This is a genomic window from Longibacter salinarum (genome assembly GCF_002554795.1).
GTDB classification, from domain to species: Bacteria; Bacteroidota; Rhodothermia; order Rhodothermales; family Salinibacteraceae; genus Longibacter; species Longibacter salinarum.
Window position 1 is genome coordinate 265,829 of record NZ_PDEQ01000002.1, and the last position, 16,748, is coordinate 282,576.

Here is a 16,748-nt window from a genome sequence, read left to right on the forward strand (position 1 = left end):
TACCTACCTCTCTCACCTCGTGAGAGTCCGTTCGGTGAGAAGCTCAAGCCGGTAGAGCGTGACGTTGTGCTGGTAGAGCGCCTGCAAGTGTGCGAGTCGACGTTCGGCGAGCGTAGCTTCGGCTTGGAGCAAGTCGGAGGTGCGTTCCAGGCCTTCCGCGTAGCGATCGGAGCGGATGCGAAGGCTTTCCTCGGCTTGCTCGACGGCAGCTTCGGCCTGCTTGATGCGCTGCCGAGCGGCCATGAGGTTGCGCTGTGCTTCGGTGATGTCGACTTCATTTTGTAGCGACTGCCGCTGCAGGGCGATGTCGGCCCGCTGCAATTCGGCTTCTGCCTGCTGGGCCTTGCCGATTTGCTGGAAGCCGTCGAATAGGCTCCACGTCAACGAGGCGCCGACCGTGTAACCCGCCGCATCGGTCCCGAACGCCGTGTCGTCGTTCCAGGCGTAGGTGCCCCTTGCATTCAGTCGGGGCACGAAGGCCATCCACCGGGCACGTACCTGTGCCCGTGCGGCATCAGCACGCAAGCGAAGCGCCTGCATGTCCGACCGGTGACGGTTGGCGGTTGCGGCCGTGAGTGTGTCCTGGGGTGGTGCTTCCTGTGTGAGGGAGTCCGTAGCCTGGACGTGCACCCGTTCTTTGACGCCGAGAAGGAAGCGCAGCTGATCGGACGCGCTTCGGAAGCGGGCGACGGCATCGGTGCGTCGACTCTCGAGGTCCAGCACCCGGACCCGGGCGGCCAGCACGTCAGCACGCGTGATCATACCCTCGTCGAACAGATCTTCGGACTGCTGTGCATTTTTGCGAGCGGCGTTCAAGGCTTCATCGATGACCTCGAGCTGCTCCCGGGCCAGGACGAGCCCGAAGTAGCCCTTCTTGACCTGAAAGGCGACAACCTCGCGCGTTCGCTCGGTTTGCTTCGCAGCGGCCTTCACGGCACTGGAAGCAGCTCGACGGTCGAAAAGGCCGTCCAGGTTGACGAGCGGCTGCTCAACCTGCACGCGTGTCGTGAAGTTATCGATGCGCTCTGGGTCGTTAAGCGTCGTGGGAGCGAAGTCGGCCTGCGTCACCGTCTCCTGTCGGAGTTTGAAGCCGAACGCATTGAGTGGATCGGTCGTCGTTGCGCCCTCTTCTGCGGCAGAGATACGGGGAAAGAACACCGCCAGTGACTGTCGCTTCTGTGCACGGCGCGCCCGGTGCTGCGCCTCCGCGTCGCGAACGGGGAAGCTCTCCGCGCGCGCCTTCTGCAGAGCTGCTTCCAGTGTGAGGGACAGCGTGTCGCCTGCGGAAGTGACAGGCTGGGCCTTCACCTGCGGTGTGGCCCCAGTGGCGAGCCATCCCGCCAGCATGATCGCGATTGCGACGGAGAGACCTGATGGAACGGGCAGATGACGAAAACGGATCGAGGGTGACGTCATGAACGGGCGGGGAATGGCCTGCGAGAAAGGGTGCTGTGTGTGATACTGTATCACTTTCGAGTAATGTAATGGGGCATTACAGGATCTGTTCCAATGGCATATGATCGCGCAGTAGTCCAGCGTACGTGTGCAAATCTGCTGGAATTCAGATCCATAAGTGTACTCAGAGCGCTTTGGGGACGGTTTGTTGATCGAGGTTTGTTTGATTCATGTAAGGTAACTACATCCCGATGAAAGAATATAGTATCGACGAAGAATATCGTTGTGGTTCATGGGTGCGTCTTGATGTGGGGGATATTCGCACGCCCGAGACGGGGGACCTTGAGCCGGACGGGGTTGCGTCGAGCGCACGCGAGCCCGTTCGTACGACGTGGGCAGACCGCGCTACCGGGGCTCGAGGCAGAACGTTCGAGTATGTTCAGTTCGATGGAGGCGCCCGGTAGATGCGGCTGCACTGGCAGAAGATGCTGTGACGGTGTACGTGTCCCAGATTTTCCAAACAAAAGGGGAGCGTACACCCGTGGACAGAGCCGGGAGAGGAGAGAGGGCAAATAGAAAACGCCGGACCGCTGCAGAGAGCGACCCGGCGTCGGGAACGTGATGTATATTTGTGGCCTCCGGTCTCCGGTAGGATCAACGGGAGGTCGGCGTGGGGCTATTTATAAATGTCGTCGATGAACGTCTTGAACCACGGCGGACGGGCGACAAGGATGTAGGCCGCCACGATTGGGACGATCGGCACCATGAAGATGAGGAGGTCGACGATGATGATCGCGCCGGCGATCAGCCAGATCTTATGTTCGGGCATGATAACCTGTTTGCCGTATGGATCGCGAAAAAGGAAGGGGAGAAGGTCGCGTCTCAGATTGATCCGGGAGCCGGGGGCCTAACAATACGGTCGTCCCAGTGTGTTGTGTTCGAGCCGGTCAGTGGAATCAGGCAATAAAGAGAAAACGCCGAACCGCGTCCCATCGCTGGGAGCCGCTCGGCGCTTCGTAATTGCATGGGGAGGGGAGTTGGACCCTTCGCCCTTCCCATTTCGCCCGTCGAATTCGGAATTATGCGGTTAACGCCTCCTTGAGGTCCTCCTCGTCATCCGTCTGATATGCCTCCATCGGGGGGCATGCGCAGATGAGGTTCCGGTCGCCAAAGGCGTCGTCGACGCGGCGGACGGTCGGCCAGAACTTGTCGGCACGGGTCCAGTCCGCGGGGAAGGCCGCACGCTCGCGGCTGTACGGGAGGTCCCAGCCGTCGCGCGCGATCATCTCCGCCGTGTGCGGTGCCTGCTTCAGTGGGCTCCTGTCGAGGTCCACACTCTCGTTTTCGACCTCTTCGATCTCCGTCCGGATGTTGATCATCGCCTGGCAGAAGCGATCGAGCTCTGCCTTCGACTCACTCTCCGTCGGCTCAACCATGAGCGTACCGACCACCGGCCACGACATCGTCGGGGCGTGGTAGCCAAAGTCCATCAGTCGCTTCGCCACGTCCTGCTCGCTGATGTCGATGTTTTTTCGGAAGGGGCGAAGGTCGAGGATAAATTCGTGGGCGACGCGTCCGTGATCGCCCGAGTAGACGACGTCGTAGTGGTCGGAGAGCCGCTTGGCGATGTAGTTGGCATTCAAGATCGCCGTCTTGGTCGACTGCGTGAGTCCGTCGGCTCCCAGCATCTTGATGTACGCCCAGGAAATGAGCGTGATGAGGGCGGAGCCGTACGGTGCAGCCGATACGGGGTCGATTGCCTGGTCGCCGCCCGTTTCCACGATCGGGTGCCCGGGGAGGAAAGGAGACAGGTGCTTGGCAGTGCAGATCGGGCCGACGCCCGGGCCGCCGCCACCGTGCGGAATGCTGAACGTCTTGTGCAGGTTCAGGTGGCACACGTCGATGCCGAACTCGCCGGGGCGGCAGAGGCCGACCTGTGCGTTCATGTTGGCGCCGTCCATGTAGACCTGGCCGCCGTGCTCGTGCACCACGTCGCAGAGCTCCTGGATATGGTCCTCGAAGACGCCGTGGGTGGACGGGTACGTGACCATCAGCGCGGCGAGTTCATCACTGTGCTTCTCAGCTTTCGCCGTCAGGTCCTCCAGGTCGACATCGCCGTTGTCGTCGCAGTCGACCGTGACGACCTTCATGCCGGCCATCGTCGCGGAGGCCGGGTTGGTGCCGTGGGCCGACTCCGGAATGAGGCAAACGGTTCGGTTTTTGTCGCCGTTGGCGCGGTGGAACGCGCGGATGACGAGGAGCCCAGCGTACTCTCCGGACGCGCCGGAATTCGGCTGGAGGGAGACGCCGTCGAACCCGGTAATTTCTGCGAGCGAATCCGACAACTCCTCGATGACGGCCCGGTAGCCCTCCGTCTGATCGGACGGAGCGAACGGGTGAACGTCGGTGAAGCCCGGCATCGAGATCGGCATCAGCGCTGCCGTCGGGTTAAGCTTCATGGTGCAGGAGCCGAGCGGGATCATGCTCTGCGTCAGCGACAGGTCGCGCCGTGCGAGGCGATGGATGTACCGCGTCAGCTCGGTTTCCGACTGGTATTTGTGGAAAACCGGATGATCGAGGTACGAGGTCTCACGCTGGAGCGGACCGTCGTAGCCGGAGTCGAGGTCGGTGGCAACGTCTTTCGCGTAGAGCTTCTTCCCGTTCGTTGCGCCGAATACCGTGAACAGGGCGTCCAGGTCATCGGCGGACACCGTCTCGTCGAGCGAGACGCCGACGGAGCCGTCGTCGAAGTAGCGCAGATTGATCTTGTGCGCTTCGGCGGCCTCGCGGATGGCGTCCTGCGTGATGCCGTCGAGGTCGACGCGGAGCGTATCGAAGAAGTGGTCGTTGCGGATCGAGTGGCCGGTTTGCTCCAGGCCGTTCGCCAGGATCTTCGTGAGGTCGTGCACGCGGGTGGCGATATCTTTCAGTCCTTCCGGCCCGTGGTAGACCGCGTACATGGACGCCATTACAGCGAGCAGCACCTGGGCCGTGCAGATGTTGGACGTTGCGCGCCCGCGGCGGATGTGTTGCTCGCGGGTTTGCAGCGCCATGCGGAGCGCCATATTGCCTTCGGCGTCTTTCGACACGCCGATCATGCGACCTGGGACCTGGCGCTTATGGCGCTCTTTGGTCGCGAAGTAGGCAGCGTGTGGCCCGCCGAAGCCGAGGGGAACGCCGAAGCGCTGCGTCGAGCCGACAGCGACGTCCGCTCCGATCTCACCCGGTGGTGTGAGGAGCGTCAGTGCGAGCAAGTCCGCTGCAACGGTGACATAGGCATCGTTCTCGTGCGCCCGTTCGCAGATGTCCCGGTAGTTCTCGATCGAGCCGTCCGTCGTCGGGTACTGGAGCAGCACACCGAAGACGTCGTCATTGAACTCAAACGTGTTCGGGTCACCGACAACCACGTTAACGCCAATCGGCTCGGCACGCGACTGCACGACGCTGATCGTTTGCGGGTGGCAGTCTTCGGCGACGAAGAAGGTCCGCGACTTCTGCCGCTTCGTGATGCGGTTGAGCATCATCATCGCTTCCGCCGCCGCCGTGGCCTCGTCGAGGAGGGAGGCGTTCGCGATCTCCAGCCCGGTCAGGTCGATGACCATCGTCTGGAAGTTTAGGAGCGCCTCCAGGCGGCCCTGTGCAATTTCCGCCTGATACGGCGTGTACTGCGTGTACCAGGACGGATTCTCCAGGATGTCGCGCTGTATCACCGGTGGCGTGACTGTGCCGCTGTATCCCATGCCGATGAACGAGCGATGGGAATCGTTTTGCCCGGCGAGTTCTTGCGCACGGTTGAGGAGTGCGCGCTCGGTGACAGCCGGGGGCAGATCAAGAGGACGATCCGACCGGATGGAAGCCGGGATGGCTTCATCTACGAGCGCGTCAAGACTGTCAACGCCGAGGGTATCGAGCATCGCCGATACGTCTGCGTCGGACGGGCCGATGTGGCGGGACGCAAAACGATCGGTGACGGAAAGGTCGATGGCCATGTCGAGGAACGGTTGGGACGAGAACCGGGCGGGAACGGGGACGCAAAAACGCCGCTTTCAGTCCTATTTGAAAGCAGCGATCTAACGACCAGACACGACTTCATGTTCGCCAATTCGTCCGAAAGAAACACCTCCTCGGAAGGGGTTTCACTGCGGTTACATGAACGGAGGAAAGTTCAGGGTTCAGGGTTCAGGGTTCAAGGTTCAGGGTTCAAGGTTCAGGGTTGGGGAGTGAGCCTGAGGGCTTTGAGTCGTGAGGGGGAGTTTGCCACCCGTTAAGGCTCCCACACGCTCACACCCTCAGAATCTTTCTCCTCTCCCTACATTCAAACTTCCACACTTTCATACATCCAAACCTCAAGCAGGGTACCGTCCCATGACCACGCTCTGGATGTAGCTCTGAAGGTGGGCGACTTCGGTTTGTGCGTCGCGCGAGACCTGGCGCACGCAGTCCCCGATCGAAATCAGGCCCTGCAGTTCGCCATCCTCAACGACGGGGAGGTGACGGATCTTGGCCTCCGTCATCAACTGCATGCACTCCTTCACAGTGTTGAATGGGGAGACGCTTATGACCTCTGAGGTCATCACCTCTTCAACCTTCGTCGTGCGGGAGGTGCGACCTTTCAGAGCGATGCGACGAAGATAATCGCGCTCTGTAAAGATACCCTCGACCGGTGACTCACCTGGGTCGGGGTTCGGGTCCAGAACCAGCAGCGAACCGACGTTGTGTTGCACCATCAGCTCGATTGCGTGAAACACAGTCGCATCGGAGTCGACCGTGAATACATTCGTTCCTTTTTGCTTGAGGATGTCGCGGACGTGGGCAGCCATGGGATCACAGGGTTTCGATGAAACGGGTGGGACGAGGCAGGTTACGGCTGCTGCGTGCGGGGACCGGGCCAACGGATCATCATCGGGAGGAACCAGCTGGCGCTACTCGAGCGACCCGCGTACCGCTGCCATGCCCCAGGGTGACTCTCGATGAAGTCATCAGCGCACTTTGCGTGGATCGTAACCGCCACGCGGCATTCAGGTGTGCTATCCGTGGAGGTTAGCAGGAGAAGTTGATCAAGGTTGACGACCGGTTCGTTGCAGTGCTCGCAGCACACGTTGGTTGTGCCGGGGCGACGTGGGGAGCGGGAGCGGCTCATAGCGTTCGGGGACAGCAGGTTCAGATAACACGATCCCACGAGCGTTCGCCTGGATCTGAGTCGACCGCGATGACACGTCGGCAGATGCAAACGGGCTTCGACCGTCAATCCCAATCTCCCGGTTTCTTTGTCCGGATAATCGATCCGCGGTCAGTGGTTGCTCGGGGTACGTTCACAATTACTGTAATCGACGCTCCGGTATGTGAAGGGACATCTGCAGGGAGGGTGTGGGGACAAGTCAGGTCGAGCGTGTAGTATCTGTGAACTTGCCGGTCAGGGATGCCCGTACGGCATATTACGGTTCTTTCGGAAAGGCGAAGTTGCCTGAGGAAAGGCTCTTTTCATCCAAAAGAGGATACGGTGTCATCCATTTCTCGGTGTCGGTCCGACCTGGAAAGGCGTCGCCAAGTGCGTTTGCGTGCTCGACAACCAGCTGTTACGTTACGCTTCTGACCTGCTCAGGTCGATCTGTTTGTTGCGCCTGGGTGCGGGTCGAGGTTTACGTAACCGTTTGAACCTGACTCACTGATGCACATGGATGAGGGACTGATTCCCGCTTTAAACGCTAGGTTGGCAGAAATGGGAGACGCCGCACACGGAGCTGAAAAATCACTTACGGCAGCTTGTCGTGCACTTGGGGAAATACAGGCGCTGTGCGAGGAAAGGCTCGAAGAGGACGCCTCCAGCGAGCAACTAGAGGGTGTCAAAAAGAATGCCGCTCGGGCCGACGTGAGTCTTGATGCCGTGGCTCAAGAGATCCAGCGAATCGGTGAGGCGCTCGAGCGAGTCGCGGGTCTAGACGAATAGGGGAACGGGTTCGGTCGTCTATCTCTGAACGGAAATGATGTCTCCGTAATAAGCCGTCGTTTTTCCACCCGTGTTGTCCGTGTCTGTCATGATTGCAATTCCCGTTACGGCCGGTGGGTCTTCGCCAAAAGCCCGGCGATAATCCTCCAGGATGTTGCGCTGCTCGGTCACCCATCGCCCGGTGTCTGACGAGCCGCTGCGAACGGGAATCATCATCACCCAGTCCGTATACGCGCTCGGGAAAATCTGTCCGGCGTCCACTTGATTGGCCCAGACGTAGTTAAGAGCACGGGACGGGATGTCGTCATAGCCAAGCGCCTTGAGCGCCGTTCGCTTGATGCGTCCGCCGATCCCCAGGTCGTGGTCGAACGTTACGTAGATCCGCGCTGCGTAATCGTCACCATCCTTCGTTCGCGCGTTCCCGTCCTCAAGGACGTTGCTGACGCGCCACCGCCAGCGAAGAATTGGATATTCGTTTGGATCGATGCGTCGCCGGGTCACGAGCCCGGACGCTCCGCCGTCGCTGGTAGCGCGGAGCACGACCGTCGAGTCGTCCGGTGCGCGGACGAGGTTGTACTCCGTCTCCACGTCGATCTTGCCGAATGTGATGCGTTCCCATCCGGTTGGGGTGATCTGCTGGGCCGAGGCGGACGAAAAGGCACCGATCGTGAGCACGTCGGGGTGGACGGTGGCGGCCCCTGCTACGACAAGGAGAAGAATGATAGCGAGGCCGGCGACCGTCTTGGAGGAGCGGATCGAGGACATGGCAGTCGAAACAGGTTTACGGTAGATAAACGTGAGCATCAATGGATGGACGCACGGGAAGCATATCCTCTACGTGTGCCTGTTAACAGATCAGGTCGTGTTCAGAGTCTGCTCATGCGCATGATGTTACATATTTCTCGCCACCTGACACGACCCGAACTTCGCTCCATGCGTGAAGGTCATGGGCAAAAGAGCACGATGATTTGCTATCGCTGCTCAGGGATACGCGCTGCGTTCTTTTCTGAATTGAAGCGATCCTTTATTGCCCTGAGCATGTAGCATCACGCGACCACAAGCCCGTGCTCCGTCGGTGACCACGGCCCATTGCCGTCGTGTATTCCCACAGCTGCCGCCATCCGATTCTCGTCTATGCCATCATTTGCCGATCGACTTCGTGCTGCCCACCAGAACCGATTTGTCGGGAGGGAGGGCGAGCTAGACGCGTTCGAACACGCTATTGATGCGGACGTGCCCCCCTTCGCCGTGCTTTACATCCACGGTCCGGGAGGCGTTGGAAAAACGGCATTGACGCAGGAAATGCAATTCCGTTGCGCCGACCGATCCGTATCCGTGTGTGCTGTTGATGCACGGAACGTGGAGCCGACCCCGCAGGCAGCAGAAAAAGCGATCGAAGAGGCGGGGCTGGACTTGTCCGTCGATCCCTCAGCGCCCGACTCGATGGAGGTGTTGTTCGTCGATACCTTTGAGGCTTGGACACCGCTTTACGAATGGTTTCGGTCGAATCTGATCCCGCGACTTCCGGCGTCGTTAATCGTCGTTCTGTCGGGACGAACACCGCCTCCCGCTTCATGGCGATCGGACCTCGGACTTGAGCCGCTGTTAAAAATCCAGCCGTTACGAAATCTGCCGCGGCGTCTCGGGGAGCGCTACCTGGACCGGCGCGGGATCGAAGGGGATGTTCGAGAGCGCATCCTCGGGTTCTCGCACGGTCACCCGCTCGCTCTGTCGCTCGCGGCCGATGCGGTGGCGCAGGGGGCGGACGCGAATTTCGACCCAATCGACTCGCCAGACCTCGTGGGTACGCTCGTTCGACGTTTCCTGGAGCGCGTTCCGTCCGACCGTCATCGTCAGGCCCTGGAAGCGTGTGCGCTCGTCCGCGTCTGCTCGGAGCCACTGCTGTCTACGCTTCTGAAAGGAACTGATGACGGAGGCTCATCGATGGGGTACGCAACGGGAAACGGGACGCCGGAACGGCTGATCGGTGCCCACGACCTGTTTACGTGGCTGAGACAACTTTCATTCATCGAGACGAGCTCGGAGGGGATCTTTCCACACGACATCGTTCGGACCGCGATTGCTGCCGATCTCCGCTGGCGGGATCATGATCGCTTTGATCGCCTCCAGCAACGGGCCCGTACGCACTACCTCGATGCTCTGGACGACGCGACATCCACGCAGACCGTCGGTACGGACGCTGGCAATGAGGCCCAGGGCATCCTGACGGATTACCTGTACCTGTTTCGCCATAATCCAGTCGTTCGGCCGTTCTTCCAGCGCCTGCGGAACGAATGGAATGCTCGAACGCCCCCTGTTCGCGACGCTGCGACGAGTGAGGATCGCGGGCCTCTGAGAAAGATGGTGGCTCAGAATGAAAATGAGGCTTCGGCCGAGTGCTTCGAGCACTGGTGGAACCATGATGCGAGCACGGTACACGTCTTCCGAGACGATAACACCACACCGGCCGGTTTCTTGATGCAGATCGACCTGAGTGCCGTCACGGAGAAAGACCGAGACGCCGATCCAGCCGTGGAGGCTGCATGTTCGTTTCTGGAAACCGATGCACCCCTCCGAAAAGGGGAAATCGCATCTCACTTTCGCTTCTGGATGGCTCGAGATAGCTATCAGGACATCTCTCCCGTGCAGAGCCTGATTTCTGCCTATCGCGTTCGCTACTACCTGTCGACGCCCGGTCTCGCGTACACCTTTATTCCCGCTGCGAAGCCGGAGCAGTGGGAGCTCCTCTTCGCGTATGGTGACATGCATCGCGTCTCGGCCGCAGACTTTTCTGTGGGAGACGACGCGTATGCTGTGTTTGGTCACGACTGGCGCGTGGTGCCACCACAGGCATGGCTCGACCGTCTCGCCGACCGCGACCTTTCGCCTGCGATGCCCGAACCGGCGTCCGCGTCTCCGACCATGATCGTGCTCAGCCGATCCGATTTCGACGATGCCGTCAAAGAAGCGTTCAAGGCGCACGCAAGACCGGAAGCGATGCACGACAATCCACTCCTTCGCTCCCGTCTGATCGCAGAGGCAACGGGCTTAGACGCCTCCGCTGATGAACGGATCGAGGCGCTCCGGACGCGACTTGATGAGGCGGCGTACTCGCTCGACAGCGATCCGAAAACGGCGAAGTATTACCGGGCCGTGCGAGCGACGTATCTCAACCCACAGCCTACTCAGGAGCGAGCCGCCGAGCATCTCAATCTTGCCTTCAGCACGTACCGGCGGTATCTGAAGCGGGGCATCCAACACGTTGCCGATCTACTGTGGCGGGATGAGGTGGGCGACCGCGGTGAAAACGACTGATGTCGAGGAATTGATTATTCGTACGTTTGAGGGGGGAATCGGTGTAACAAACGAGTGACTCGACACCGGCTGGGTACCAGGTGAACAAAGAATGGCCTGTTGCGCGAGACGATGAATGGGCAGAATGGGGATGCGTCTTCGACGGAAGGCGTCCGCCAACCTTCTGACCGATTCTCCTCGACGTCATGGAAACGACGCATCGCACTTCGCCTGACACTTCGCCTGACGCTGAGTCTGTCCCGTCTACTAAAGAACATACGCAACCCGACCAACCGGACACCCGGTCCCCGTCCAGGACATCTTCACGTCGCGAATTCTTTCAGTACGTCGGCGGCGGCGTAGGTCTGGCCACCGTGCTCGCAGCCACGGGTTGCGACAGCGGGGGCGGTATGGACAATTCTGACGACATGCCCGTCGTCCTTGACTTCTCGACCGACTTCGGCGTGCTGAACTATGCATACGCGCTGGAGCAACTCGAGGCCGCATTTTACGCTGAGGCCGCTGCCAACTTCTACGGGGACGCCTCCTCGGTGGAAGGCCAGTATTTCGCTGACCTTGCGGCGCACGAGGCCCTTCACCGCGACTTCCTGGCAGCCGCCATCCCATCCCTGGGCGGAGAGCTCATTCCGAATCTGTCGGTCGACTTCAGCAGCGTCGACTTCTCTAATCGAGCGTCGGTTCTGGGTGTCGCGAAGACGCTGGAAGATACGGGCGTCTCGGCCTACAACGGAGCGGGGATTTATCTGCAGAATCCCGATCTGCTGACGATTGCCGGCAAGATTGTGTCTGTCGAAGCGCGGCATGCGGCGGCCGTGCGCTCCATCCTGAATCCCGGCTCGGCGGATTTCGCCGGGGACGACATTGTCGATCCGATGACCGGGCTTGACGCGGCCGTTCCCCCTGCGGAGGTGCTTGCAGCCGTGGCCAACACAGGATTCGTCACGACGCAGATCGAAGTGCAGAACGCGTGATCGATCACGCATTTCCTCACGGCCGACTTTCTCATCTGGACCTCATTCTCGACATGAAGATTCTCGATTTCCTTTCGACGGCAGATACGGACAACGAAGACGACGTTACGCGTCGCTCGGCACTTCGGCAACTCGGTCGGGCGGGCACGGCACTCGCCGCAGCTACGATTCCGTTCGGACTAGCGGGCCGTCCACAGACCGCGCAGGCTCAGTCGGCGCCGAGCGGAGTGGACATTCTCAACTATGCGCTGACCCTAGAGTACCTCGAAGAGTCCTTTTACCGACAGGGACTCGACGCGATGACTTCAGGCGGATCGCAGCTCATCCAGGGGGATGCGCGAACGATCTACGGGAAGATCGCGCAGCACGAGGATGCCCATGTGCAGCTTCTGGCAGATACGATCGATAGCCTCGGCGGCACGCCGGTTTCCTTTACGGATAGCGACTTCGACTTCACTGCGGGAGGCACCTATGATCCGTTCGAGAACTACGCGACGTATCTGGTGCTGTCACAGGCGTTCGAAGACACGGGCGTTCGGGCGTACAAAGGGCAGGCAGGCTTCCTAGCCGGGAATGATCTGCTCACCCCGGCCCTGCAGATCCACTCCGTGGAGGCGCGGCACGCAGCAGAAGTTCGCCGATTGCGGGCCGAGGCCGGTGCATCGCTGAAACCATGGATCACGGGCGTGGAGACGGGCGGCGCCCCGGATGCTGTGTACGCGGGAGAAGACAATGTGACGCAGGCCGGCGTGGACCAGACGACGCTGGGCTCCTACACGTCAGCTCAAGCGACGGAGGCATACGACGAGCCGCTGACAATGGACGATGTTGCCGGCTCGAACGGAATTGCGGCGCCGTTCTTTGCGTGATCGATGTTCGTCAGCAAACGCGTACATCAACGGTAACAGACGCATCTCCGGGCCGCTTTTCCTCACCGTTCGCCGGAGGCGCGAACGACGCGGCTCGGATCGGGGCCGTTCGTCGTCACGGTCCTGATGGAGAGCACCGGATCCCTCTGGGTCGGTGCTCTCCGTTTTTTAGGTAAAGGTGGGGGCTGCGGATAAACACGATCGTCAAGCATGAGAGAATCAGACGGACTTTCGTATCGGTATGATAGAATCGAGTGATCGAGAATGCCCGCACGCGGTTGTGACGTGTCGACGTCAGTGCGCGGAGCGACCGGTTTTCCTATCATCTCGGACAATCTGAACTGATTTCCATGCCCAAGCTTCTCCTGTTCAGTGACGTGCACAGCGACCAGCAAGCCTGTCGGTCCCTTGTCAATCGTGCGTCGGAGGTCGATCTCGTGATTGGGGCCGGTGACTTTTGCAACATGCGGCGTGGTCTCGAGGCGGTCATTGATACGCTGTCGGCGATCGATACGCCGACGGTACTCGTACCCGGCAATGCGGAGAGCGAGGAGGAGCTACGGCGCGCGTGCTCGGACTGGCCGGCGGCGATGGTACTTCACGGCGACAAAGCGACGATAGCTGGCATTGAGGTCGTTGGAATTGGCGGGGGCATCCCGGTGACGCCCTTCGGTGATTGGAGCTATGATCTGACCGAGGACGAAGCGCGAGAGAGGCTCCGGGATGTGACCGCCAACGGGACAACCGTCGACGTTCTCGTCAGCCATTCGCCTCCAAAGGGACTCGTGGACCGCGACTCCAGCGGCACATCTTTGGGGAGCATGGCCATTCGGGAGGCGATCGACCAGCTGCGCCCGGAGCTCGTGGTGTGCGGGCATATTCACGGAAGCTGGGAGCAGGAGGAGAGGGTCGGGGACACGACGGTCATCAACGCCGGTCCGGTGGGGCTTATCAGAAGTGTGGCTTCGTAATTTAGGTCCATCGGGTAGACCCGGGGCGTGTAAGGGTCTCCCCGACATCCTATCACAAGATCGCCCCACGCCTCTAACAGGTTTCTGGAGTCAACCTCAATACGCCTAAGTGCGTATGATGAAGTGAGAAAACGAGAGCCGTGAGGCCCGATTTCTTTAGCGACTCCATTCAACAGCGCCTGCCCCGAGGCCGCGCTCGTTTCAGGAAGCCGGGCAGGGAGGTTTACGATCATGATGCTGCAAAACTACACGTACGTCGACCCTGTGATCGATCCGCTCATGTTGTTGGCAGTCATGCTTGGCGTCGTCGTATTGGCTGCCGCTGCTATTGCCGCGATCATGGTTCGCCCGAGTCGGTCTTCCGAGCCCACGACCTCCAAGCCGACGCCCGATGCAATGCCATTTATTGAGCCGGAGGTGGAGCGGACGGTGCTGTCGTCCCAGCCGAAAGAAGATAGCGGAAAGTGGAAGGACACGGCGATCGTGGAGGAGATCCGCGCATCCGACCGACGCGCTCGGTCGCAGCAGCGCGACCAGTCGCGAGAAACGGAGCCGGCATAAACGACCGACATCCACGACGAAATCGCAGCCCCGGACCTGCCCGCCAGGTTTGGGGCTTTTTTCGTGGTTCAGGGTTCAAGGTTCAGGGTTCAGGGCTACCTACCGGACACTTTCATTGGAGCGTGTGTCAATTCAGCATTTCCCGCCGCGGCTGCTCCGAAATGCACGGGAGTATGTGAGTATGCGAGTGTGAGAGTGCGTCGTTATTGACCACGCCTCATTTCCGAAACGGATGAGACGTACGAGATCCGTTTCTCGATGACATACGGAGACATTCCGGTTCGAAATTAAACGGCCCCGTAGCCAGCGTTCAAGACTCAGCGCTTGGCGATGAACAGACGGATTTGTTCATCTCAATACGGCTTCATTGCCCCGACCCTCATACCCTTCCTCTCCGATACTCTCTTCCCAAACGTCCACACTTTGTCACGTCCACACTTTCATACGTCCAAACGTTCACACGTCCAAACGTTCACACGTCCAAACGTTCACACGTCCAAACGTTCACACGTCCACACGTCCACACTTTCATACTCCCAGCCCCCATACTCACACACCCTTATACTTTAACGCCGCTTCCCGACAAGAATTTGCACGCGTGGGTCCAACATGAAGCTCAAAAATAACGTTTTTCCCGCGATCCGGTCGTTGCGCCGTTACTTCTGAAGCGATCGCGATATTTTTTGAGAGGATGTGAAGGTTTGTTGATGGAAGCGCTTCCTACTCTACATACGATCCGAGAGGAAGCGCATTTCATTCACGGGCGGCAGGTCGTCTTCTTCCTGCGAATCCTGCAAGGCGCGTTCAGAGGGACGCCACAACGTGCGTTCCCGTTGCGCTGGCTCTGCTGTCCTGAAGACCCGTTCTGATTTCCATTAACAACTGTCATCCACCCGTGATATACGATCGCCCGACGTTCCAAAAATCCTACGGCAACTACATCGGCGGAAAGTTCGTCGAGCCGCTCAGCGGGGAGTACTTTGACAACTCCTCGCCGATCGATGGCGAGAATTTCTGCCGCGTTGCTCGTTCCAACGCCGACGACATTGAGCGAGCGCTCGATGCCGCACACGAGGCGAAGGACGCCTGGGGCAAAACCCCGGTTGCCGAACGGTCTCGCGTCTTGAATAAGATCGCGGACATCACCGAAGAGAATCTCGAATTCCTCGCTCGCTGTGACACCGTCGACAACGGGAAGCCGATCCGCGAGACGCTCGCGGCCGATCTACCCCTCGTCGTCGACCACTTCCGCTATTTTGCCAGCGTCATCCGCGCGGACGAAGGCTCGATGGCGGAGCACGATGAAAACACGGTCGCCTACCACGTCCACGAGCCGCTGGGAGTCGTTGGGCAGATCATCCCCTGGAACTTCCCGTTGCTGATGGCCGCGTGGAAAATTGCGCCTGCCCTGGCTGCGGGCAACTGTACGGTTGTGAAGCCGGCAGAGCAAACGCCCGTCTCCATCATGGAGTGGATCAAGCTCATTGATGATGCCGACATCCTACCCGACGGGGTACTGAACATCGTGCAGGGCTTCGGGCCGGAAGCCGGCAAGCCCCTCGCTCAAAGCGAACGCGTGGCGAAAGTCGCCTTCACAGGCGAAACCACGACGGGCCGCCTTGTCATGCAGTATGCCTCGGAAAACCTGACGCGCGTGACGATGGAGCTCGGCGGTAAGAGCCCGAACGTGTTCTTCGAGAACGTCATGGATGCCGACGACGAGTTCTTTGACAAGTGCCTCGAAGGTGCGGCCATGTTCGCACTCAACCAGGGTGAAGTCTGCACATGCCCGTCTCGCATCCTCGTACAGGAGTCTATCGCGGAAGAGTTCACGGAGCGTGTCGTCGAGCGCGTCAAGAACATTCGCGTCGGCAATCCGCTCGACAGCGAGACGCAGGTCGGCGCGCAGGCATCGAACGACCAGTTCGAGAAAATCAAGAACTACTTCGATGTCGGTCGCGAAGAGGGCGCTGAAGTACTCGTCGGAGGAAAGGTCGCGAAGGCGAAAGGAGTCGCCGTGGCTGCCGGCGGTGATGGCGAGCCTGCGAACAAGGGCTACTACATCGAGCCGACCATCTTCCGCGGCCACAACCGCATGCGCGTCTTCCAGGAAGAAATCTTCGGGCCGGTGACGTCGCTCACGACGTTCAAGGATGAGGCCGACGCGATCGAGATTTCGAACGAAACGCTGTATGGTCTCGGCGCAGGCGTCTGGACGCGGGATATGCACCAGGCGTACCGGGTACCGCGCGCGATTCAGGCCGGTCGCGTCTGGGTGAACTGCTATCACCTCTACCCGGCGCATGCAGCGTTCGGGGGCTACAAGAAGAGCGGATTTGGTCGAGAGAATCATAAGATGATGCTCGACCACTACCGTAACACGAAGAACATGCTTGTCAGCTACGACAAGAACGCGATGGGCTTCTTCTAAAGCTCGTCGATGGACTCGTGTCGAGAACGCGTTCGGAGAGCGCTCCTGGTTCGACCGGGGGCGCTCTTCCGGTGCGTTTGAGACTTAGGTTTCCCCGTTTTCGCTCATAGAGTCTTCCTCACGCTCTACTAGTTTGTAGCGGGTCCGGTCGTTCTCAGCCGACACCCGTGATACACTGTTTCGACTGGACCGTCTCCTTCTCCCTTCTGTGCGGTTCGATGATGCTCTGGTAGCCGTGACGCTGTCGCCTCTTTCAGCGCGGAACGTCTGGGCACCTCCGTTCCACGG

14 protein-coding genes are annotated in these 16,748 nt (G+C 59.9%); 8 read left to right on the plus strand and 6 right to left on the minus strand.

Features of this window, described 5'->3' with window-relative positions; translation table 11 throughout:
- Positions 1–12: 12 nt before the first annotated feature.
- Positions 13–1,416 (minus strand): TolC family protein, encoded by a 1,404-nt coding sequence (locus CRI94_RS04630; protein ID WP_098074504.1) that lies wholly within the window; start codon positions 1,414–1,416, stop codon positions 13–15.
- Between the two features lie 230 nt (positions 1,417–1,646).
- On the opposite strand from CRI94_RS04630, the gene CRI94_RS04635 reads away from it, so the two are divergent.
- Positions 1,647–1,859: a hypothetical protein gene (locus CRI94_RS04635; protein WP_098074505.1), complete on the plus strand. Its 213-nt coding sequence runs from the start codon at positions 1,647–1,649 to the stop codon at positions 1,857–1,859.
- A 212-nt stretch (positions 1,860–2,071) separates the two neighbouring features.
- Here the strand turns inward: CRI94_RS04635 and CRI94_RS17620 are convergent, their stop codons facing one another.
- From CRI94_RS17620 to CRI94_RS17460, 4 genes are all read right to left on the minus strand, one after another.
- Complete coding sequence (locus CRI94_RS17620) at positions 2,072–2,224, minus strand: hypothetical protein (RefSeq protein ID WP_179862165.1); 153 nt, start codon at positions 2,222–2,224, stop codon at positions 2,072–2,074.
- A 250-nt stretch (positions 2,225–2,474) separates the two neighbouring features.
- Positions 2,475–5,384: an aminomethyl-transferring glycine dehydrogenase gene (gcvP, locus tag CRI94_RS04640; RefSeq protein ID WP_098074506.1), complete on the minus strand. Its 2,910-nt coding sequence runs from the start codon at positions 5,382–5,384 to the stop codon at positions 2,475–2,477.
- Between the two features lie 357 nt (positions 5,385–5,741).
- The gene (locus CRI94_RS04645) at positions 5,742–6,215 is read right to left on the minus strand and encodes a CBS domain-containing protein (RefSeq protein WP_098074507.1); all 474 of its coding nucleotides are present in this window, start codon (positions 6,213–6,215) and stop codon (positions 5,742–5,744) included.
- A 41-nt stretch (positions 6,216–6,256) separates the two neighbouring features.
- Positions 6,257–6,535 carry a hypothetical protein gene (locus CRI94_RS17460; protein WP_143815302.1) on the minus strand — a complete coding sequence of 93 codons (279 nt, stop codon included), beginning with the start codon at positions 6,533–6,535 and terminating at the stop codon, positions 6,257–6,259.
- 534 nt (positions 6,536–7,069) lie between these two features.
- On the opposite strand from CRI94_RS17460, the gene CRI94_RS04650 reads away from it, so the two are divergent.
- Positions 7,070–7,342 carry a hypothetical protein gene (locus CRI94_RS04650; RefSeq protein ID WP_143815303.1) on the plus strand — a complete coding sequence of 91 codons (273 nt, stop codon included), beginning with the start codon at positions 7,070–7,072 and terminating at the stop codon, positions 7,340–7,342.
- A gap of 18 nt (positions 7,343–7,360) precedes the next feature.
- On the opposite strand, the gene CRI94_RS04655 is transcribed toward CRI94_RS04650, so the two are convergent.
- Positions 7,361–8,107, minus strand: coding sequence for a DUF3047 domain-containing protein (locus tag CRI94_RS04655; protein WP_098074509.1), 747 nt, complete (start codon positions 8,105–8,107; stop codon positions 7,361–7,363).
- A 369-nt stretch (positions 8,108–8,476) separates the two neighbouring features.
- Here CRI94_RS04655 and CRI94_RS04660 point away from each other — a divergent pair, with 369 nt between their 5' ends.
- The 6 genes from CRI94_RS04660 (at position 8,477) to CRI94_RS04685 (ending at position 16,460) form a co-directional block, all read left to right on the plus strand.
- Positions 8,477–10,657, plus strand: coding sequence for a Cdc6/Cdc18 family protein (locus CRI94_RS04660; protein WP_098074510.1), 2,181 nt, complete (start codon positions 8,477–8,479; stop codon positions 10,655–10,657).
- 389 nt (positions 10,658–11,046) lie between these two features.
- Positions 11,047–11,628 carry a ferritin-like domain-containing protein gene (locus tag CRI94_RS04665; protein ID WP_218919351.1) on the plus strand — a complete coding sequence of 194 codons (582 nt, stop codon included), beginning with the start codon at positions 11,047–11,049 and terminating at the stop codon, positions 11,626–11,628.
- A gap of 53 nt (positions 11,629–11,681) precedes the next feature.
- Positions 11,682–12,497: a ferritin-like domain-containing protein gene (locus CRI94_RS04670; protein ID WP_098074832.1), complete on the plus strand. Its 816-nt coding sequence runs from the start codon at positions 11,682–11,684 to the stop codon at positions 12,495–12,497.
- 350 nt (positions 12,498–12,847) lie between these two features.
- Entirely contained in the window at positions 12,848–13,468 is a 621-nt protein-coding gene (locus CRI94_RS04675) for a metallophosphoesterase family protein (protein WP_098074512.1), read from the plus strand.
- A gap of 231 nt (positions 13,469–13,699) precedes the next feature.
- Positions 13,700–14,029 (plus strand): hypothetical protein, encoded by a 330-nt coding sequence (locus tag CRI94_RS04680; protein WP_098074513.1) that lies wholly within the window; start codon positions 13,700–13,702, stop codon positions 14,027–14,029.
- 895 nt (positions 14,030–14,924) lie between these two features.
- Positions 14,925–16,460 (plus strand): aldehyde dehydrogenase family protein, encoded by a 1,536-nt coding sequence (locus CRI94_RS04685; protein ID WP_281253291.1) that lies wholly within the window; start codon positions 14,925–14,927, stop codon positions 16,458–16,460.
- Positions 16,461–16,748 lie beyond the last annotated feature (288 nt).

Coding starts and splice junctions, on each gene's coding strand:
- CRI94_RS04630 (WP_098074504.1), bottom strand. CDS start 1,416: ATGACGTCACCCTCGATCCGTTTTCGTCATCTGCCCGTTCCATCAGGT.
- CRI94_RS04635 (WP_098074505.1), top strand. CDS start 1,647: ATGAAAGAATATAGTATCGACGAAGAATATCGTTGTGGTTCATGGGTG.
- CRI94_RS17620 (WP_179862165.1), bottom strand. CDS start 2,224: ATGCCCGAACATAAGATCTGGCTGATCGCCGGCGCGATCATCATCGTC.
- gcvP (WP_098074506.1), bottom strand. CDS start 5,384: ATGGCCATCGACCTTTCCGTCACCGATCGTTTTGCGTCCCGCCACATC.
- CRI94_RS04645 (WP_098074507.1), bottom strand. CDS start 6,215: ATGGCTGCCCACGTCCGCGACATCCTCAAGCAAAAAGGAACGAATGTA.
- CRI94_RS17460 (WP_143815302.1), bottom strand. CDS start 6,535: ATGAGCCGCTCCCGCTCCCCACGTCGCCCCGGCACAACCAACGTGTGC.
- CRI94_RS04650 (WP_143815303.1), top strand. CDS start 7,070: ATGGATGAGGGACTGATTCCCGCTTTAAACGCTAGGTTGGCAGAAATG.
- CRI94_RS04655 (WP_098074509.1), bottom strand. CDS start 8,107: ATGTCCTCGATCCGCTCCTCCAAGACGGTCGCCGGCCTCGCTATCATT.
- CRI94_RS04660 (WP_098074510.1), top strand. CDS start 8,477: ATGCCATCATTTGCCGATCGACTTCGTGCTGCCCACCAGAACCGATTT.
- CRI94_RS04665 (WP_218919351.1), top strand. CDS start 11,047: ATGGACAATTCTGACGACATGCCCGTCGTCCTTGACTTCTCGACCGAC.
- CRI94_RS04670 (WP_098074832.1), top strand. CDS start 11,682: ATGAAGATTCTCGATTTCCTTTCGACGGCAGATACGGACAACGAAGAC.
- CRI94_RS04675 (WP_098074512.1), top strand. CDS start 12,848: ATGCCCAAGCTTCTCCTGTTCAGTGACGTGCACAGCGACCAGCAAGCC.
- CRI94_RS04680 (WP_098074513.1), top strand. CDS start 13,700: ATGATGCTGCAAAACTACACGTACGTCGACCCTGTGATCGATCCGCTC.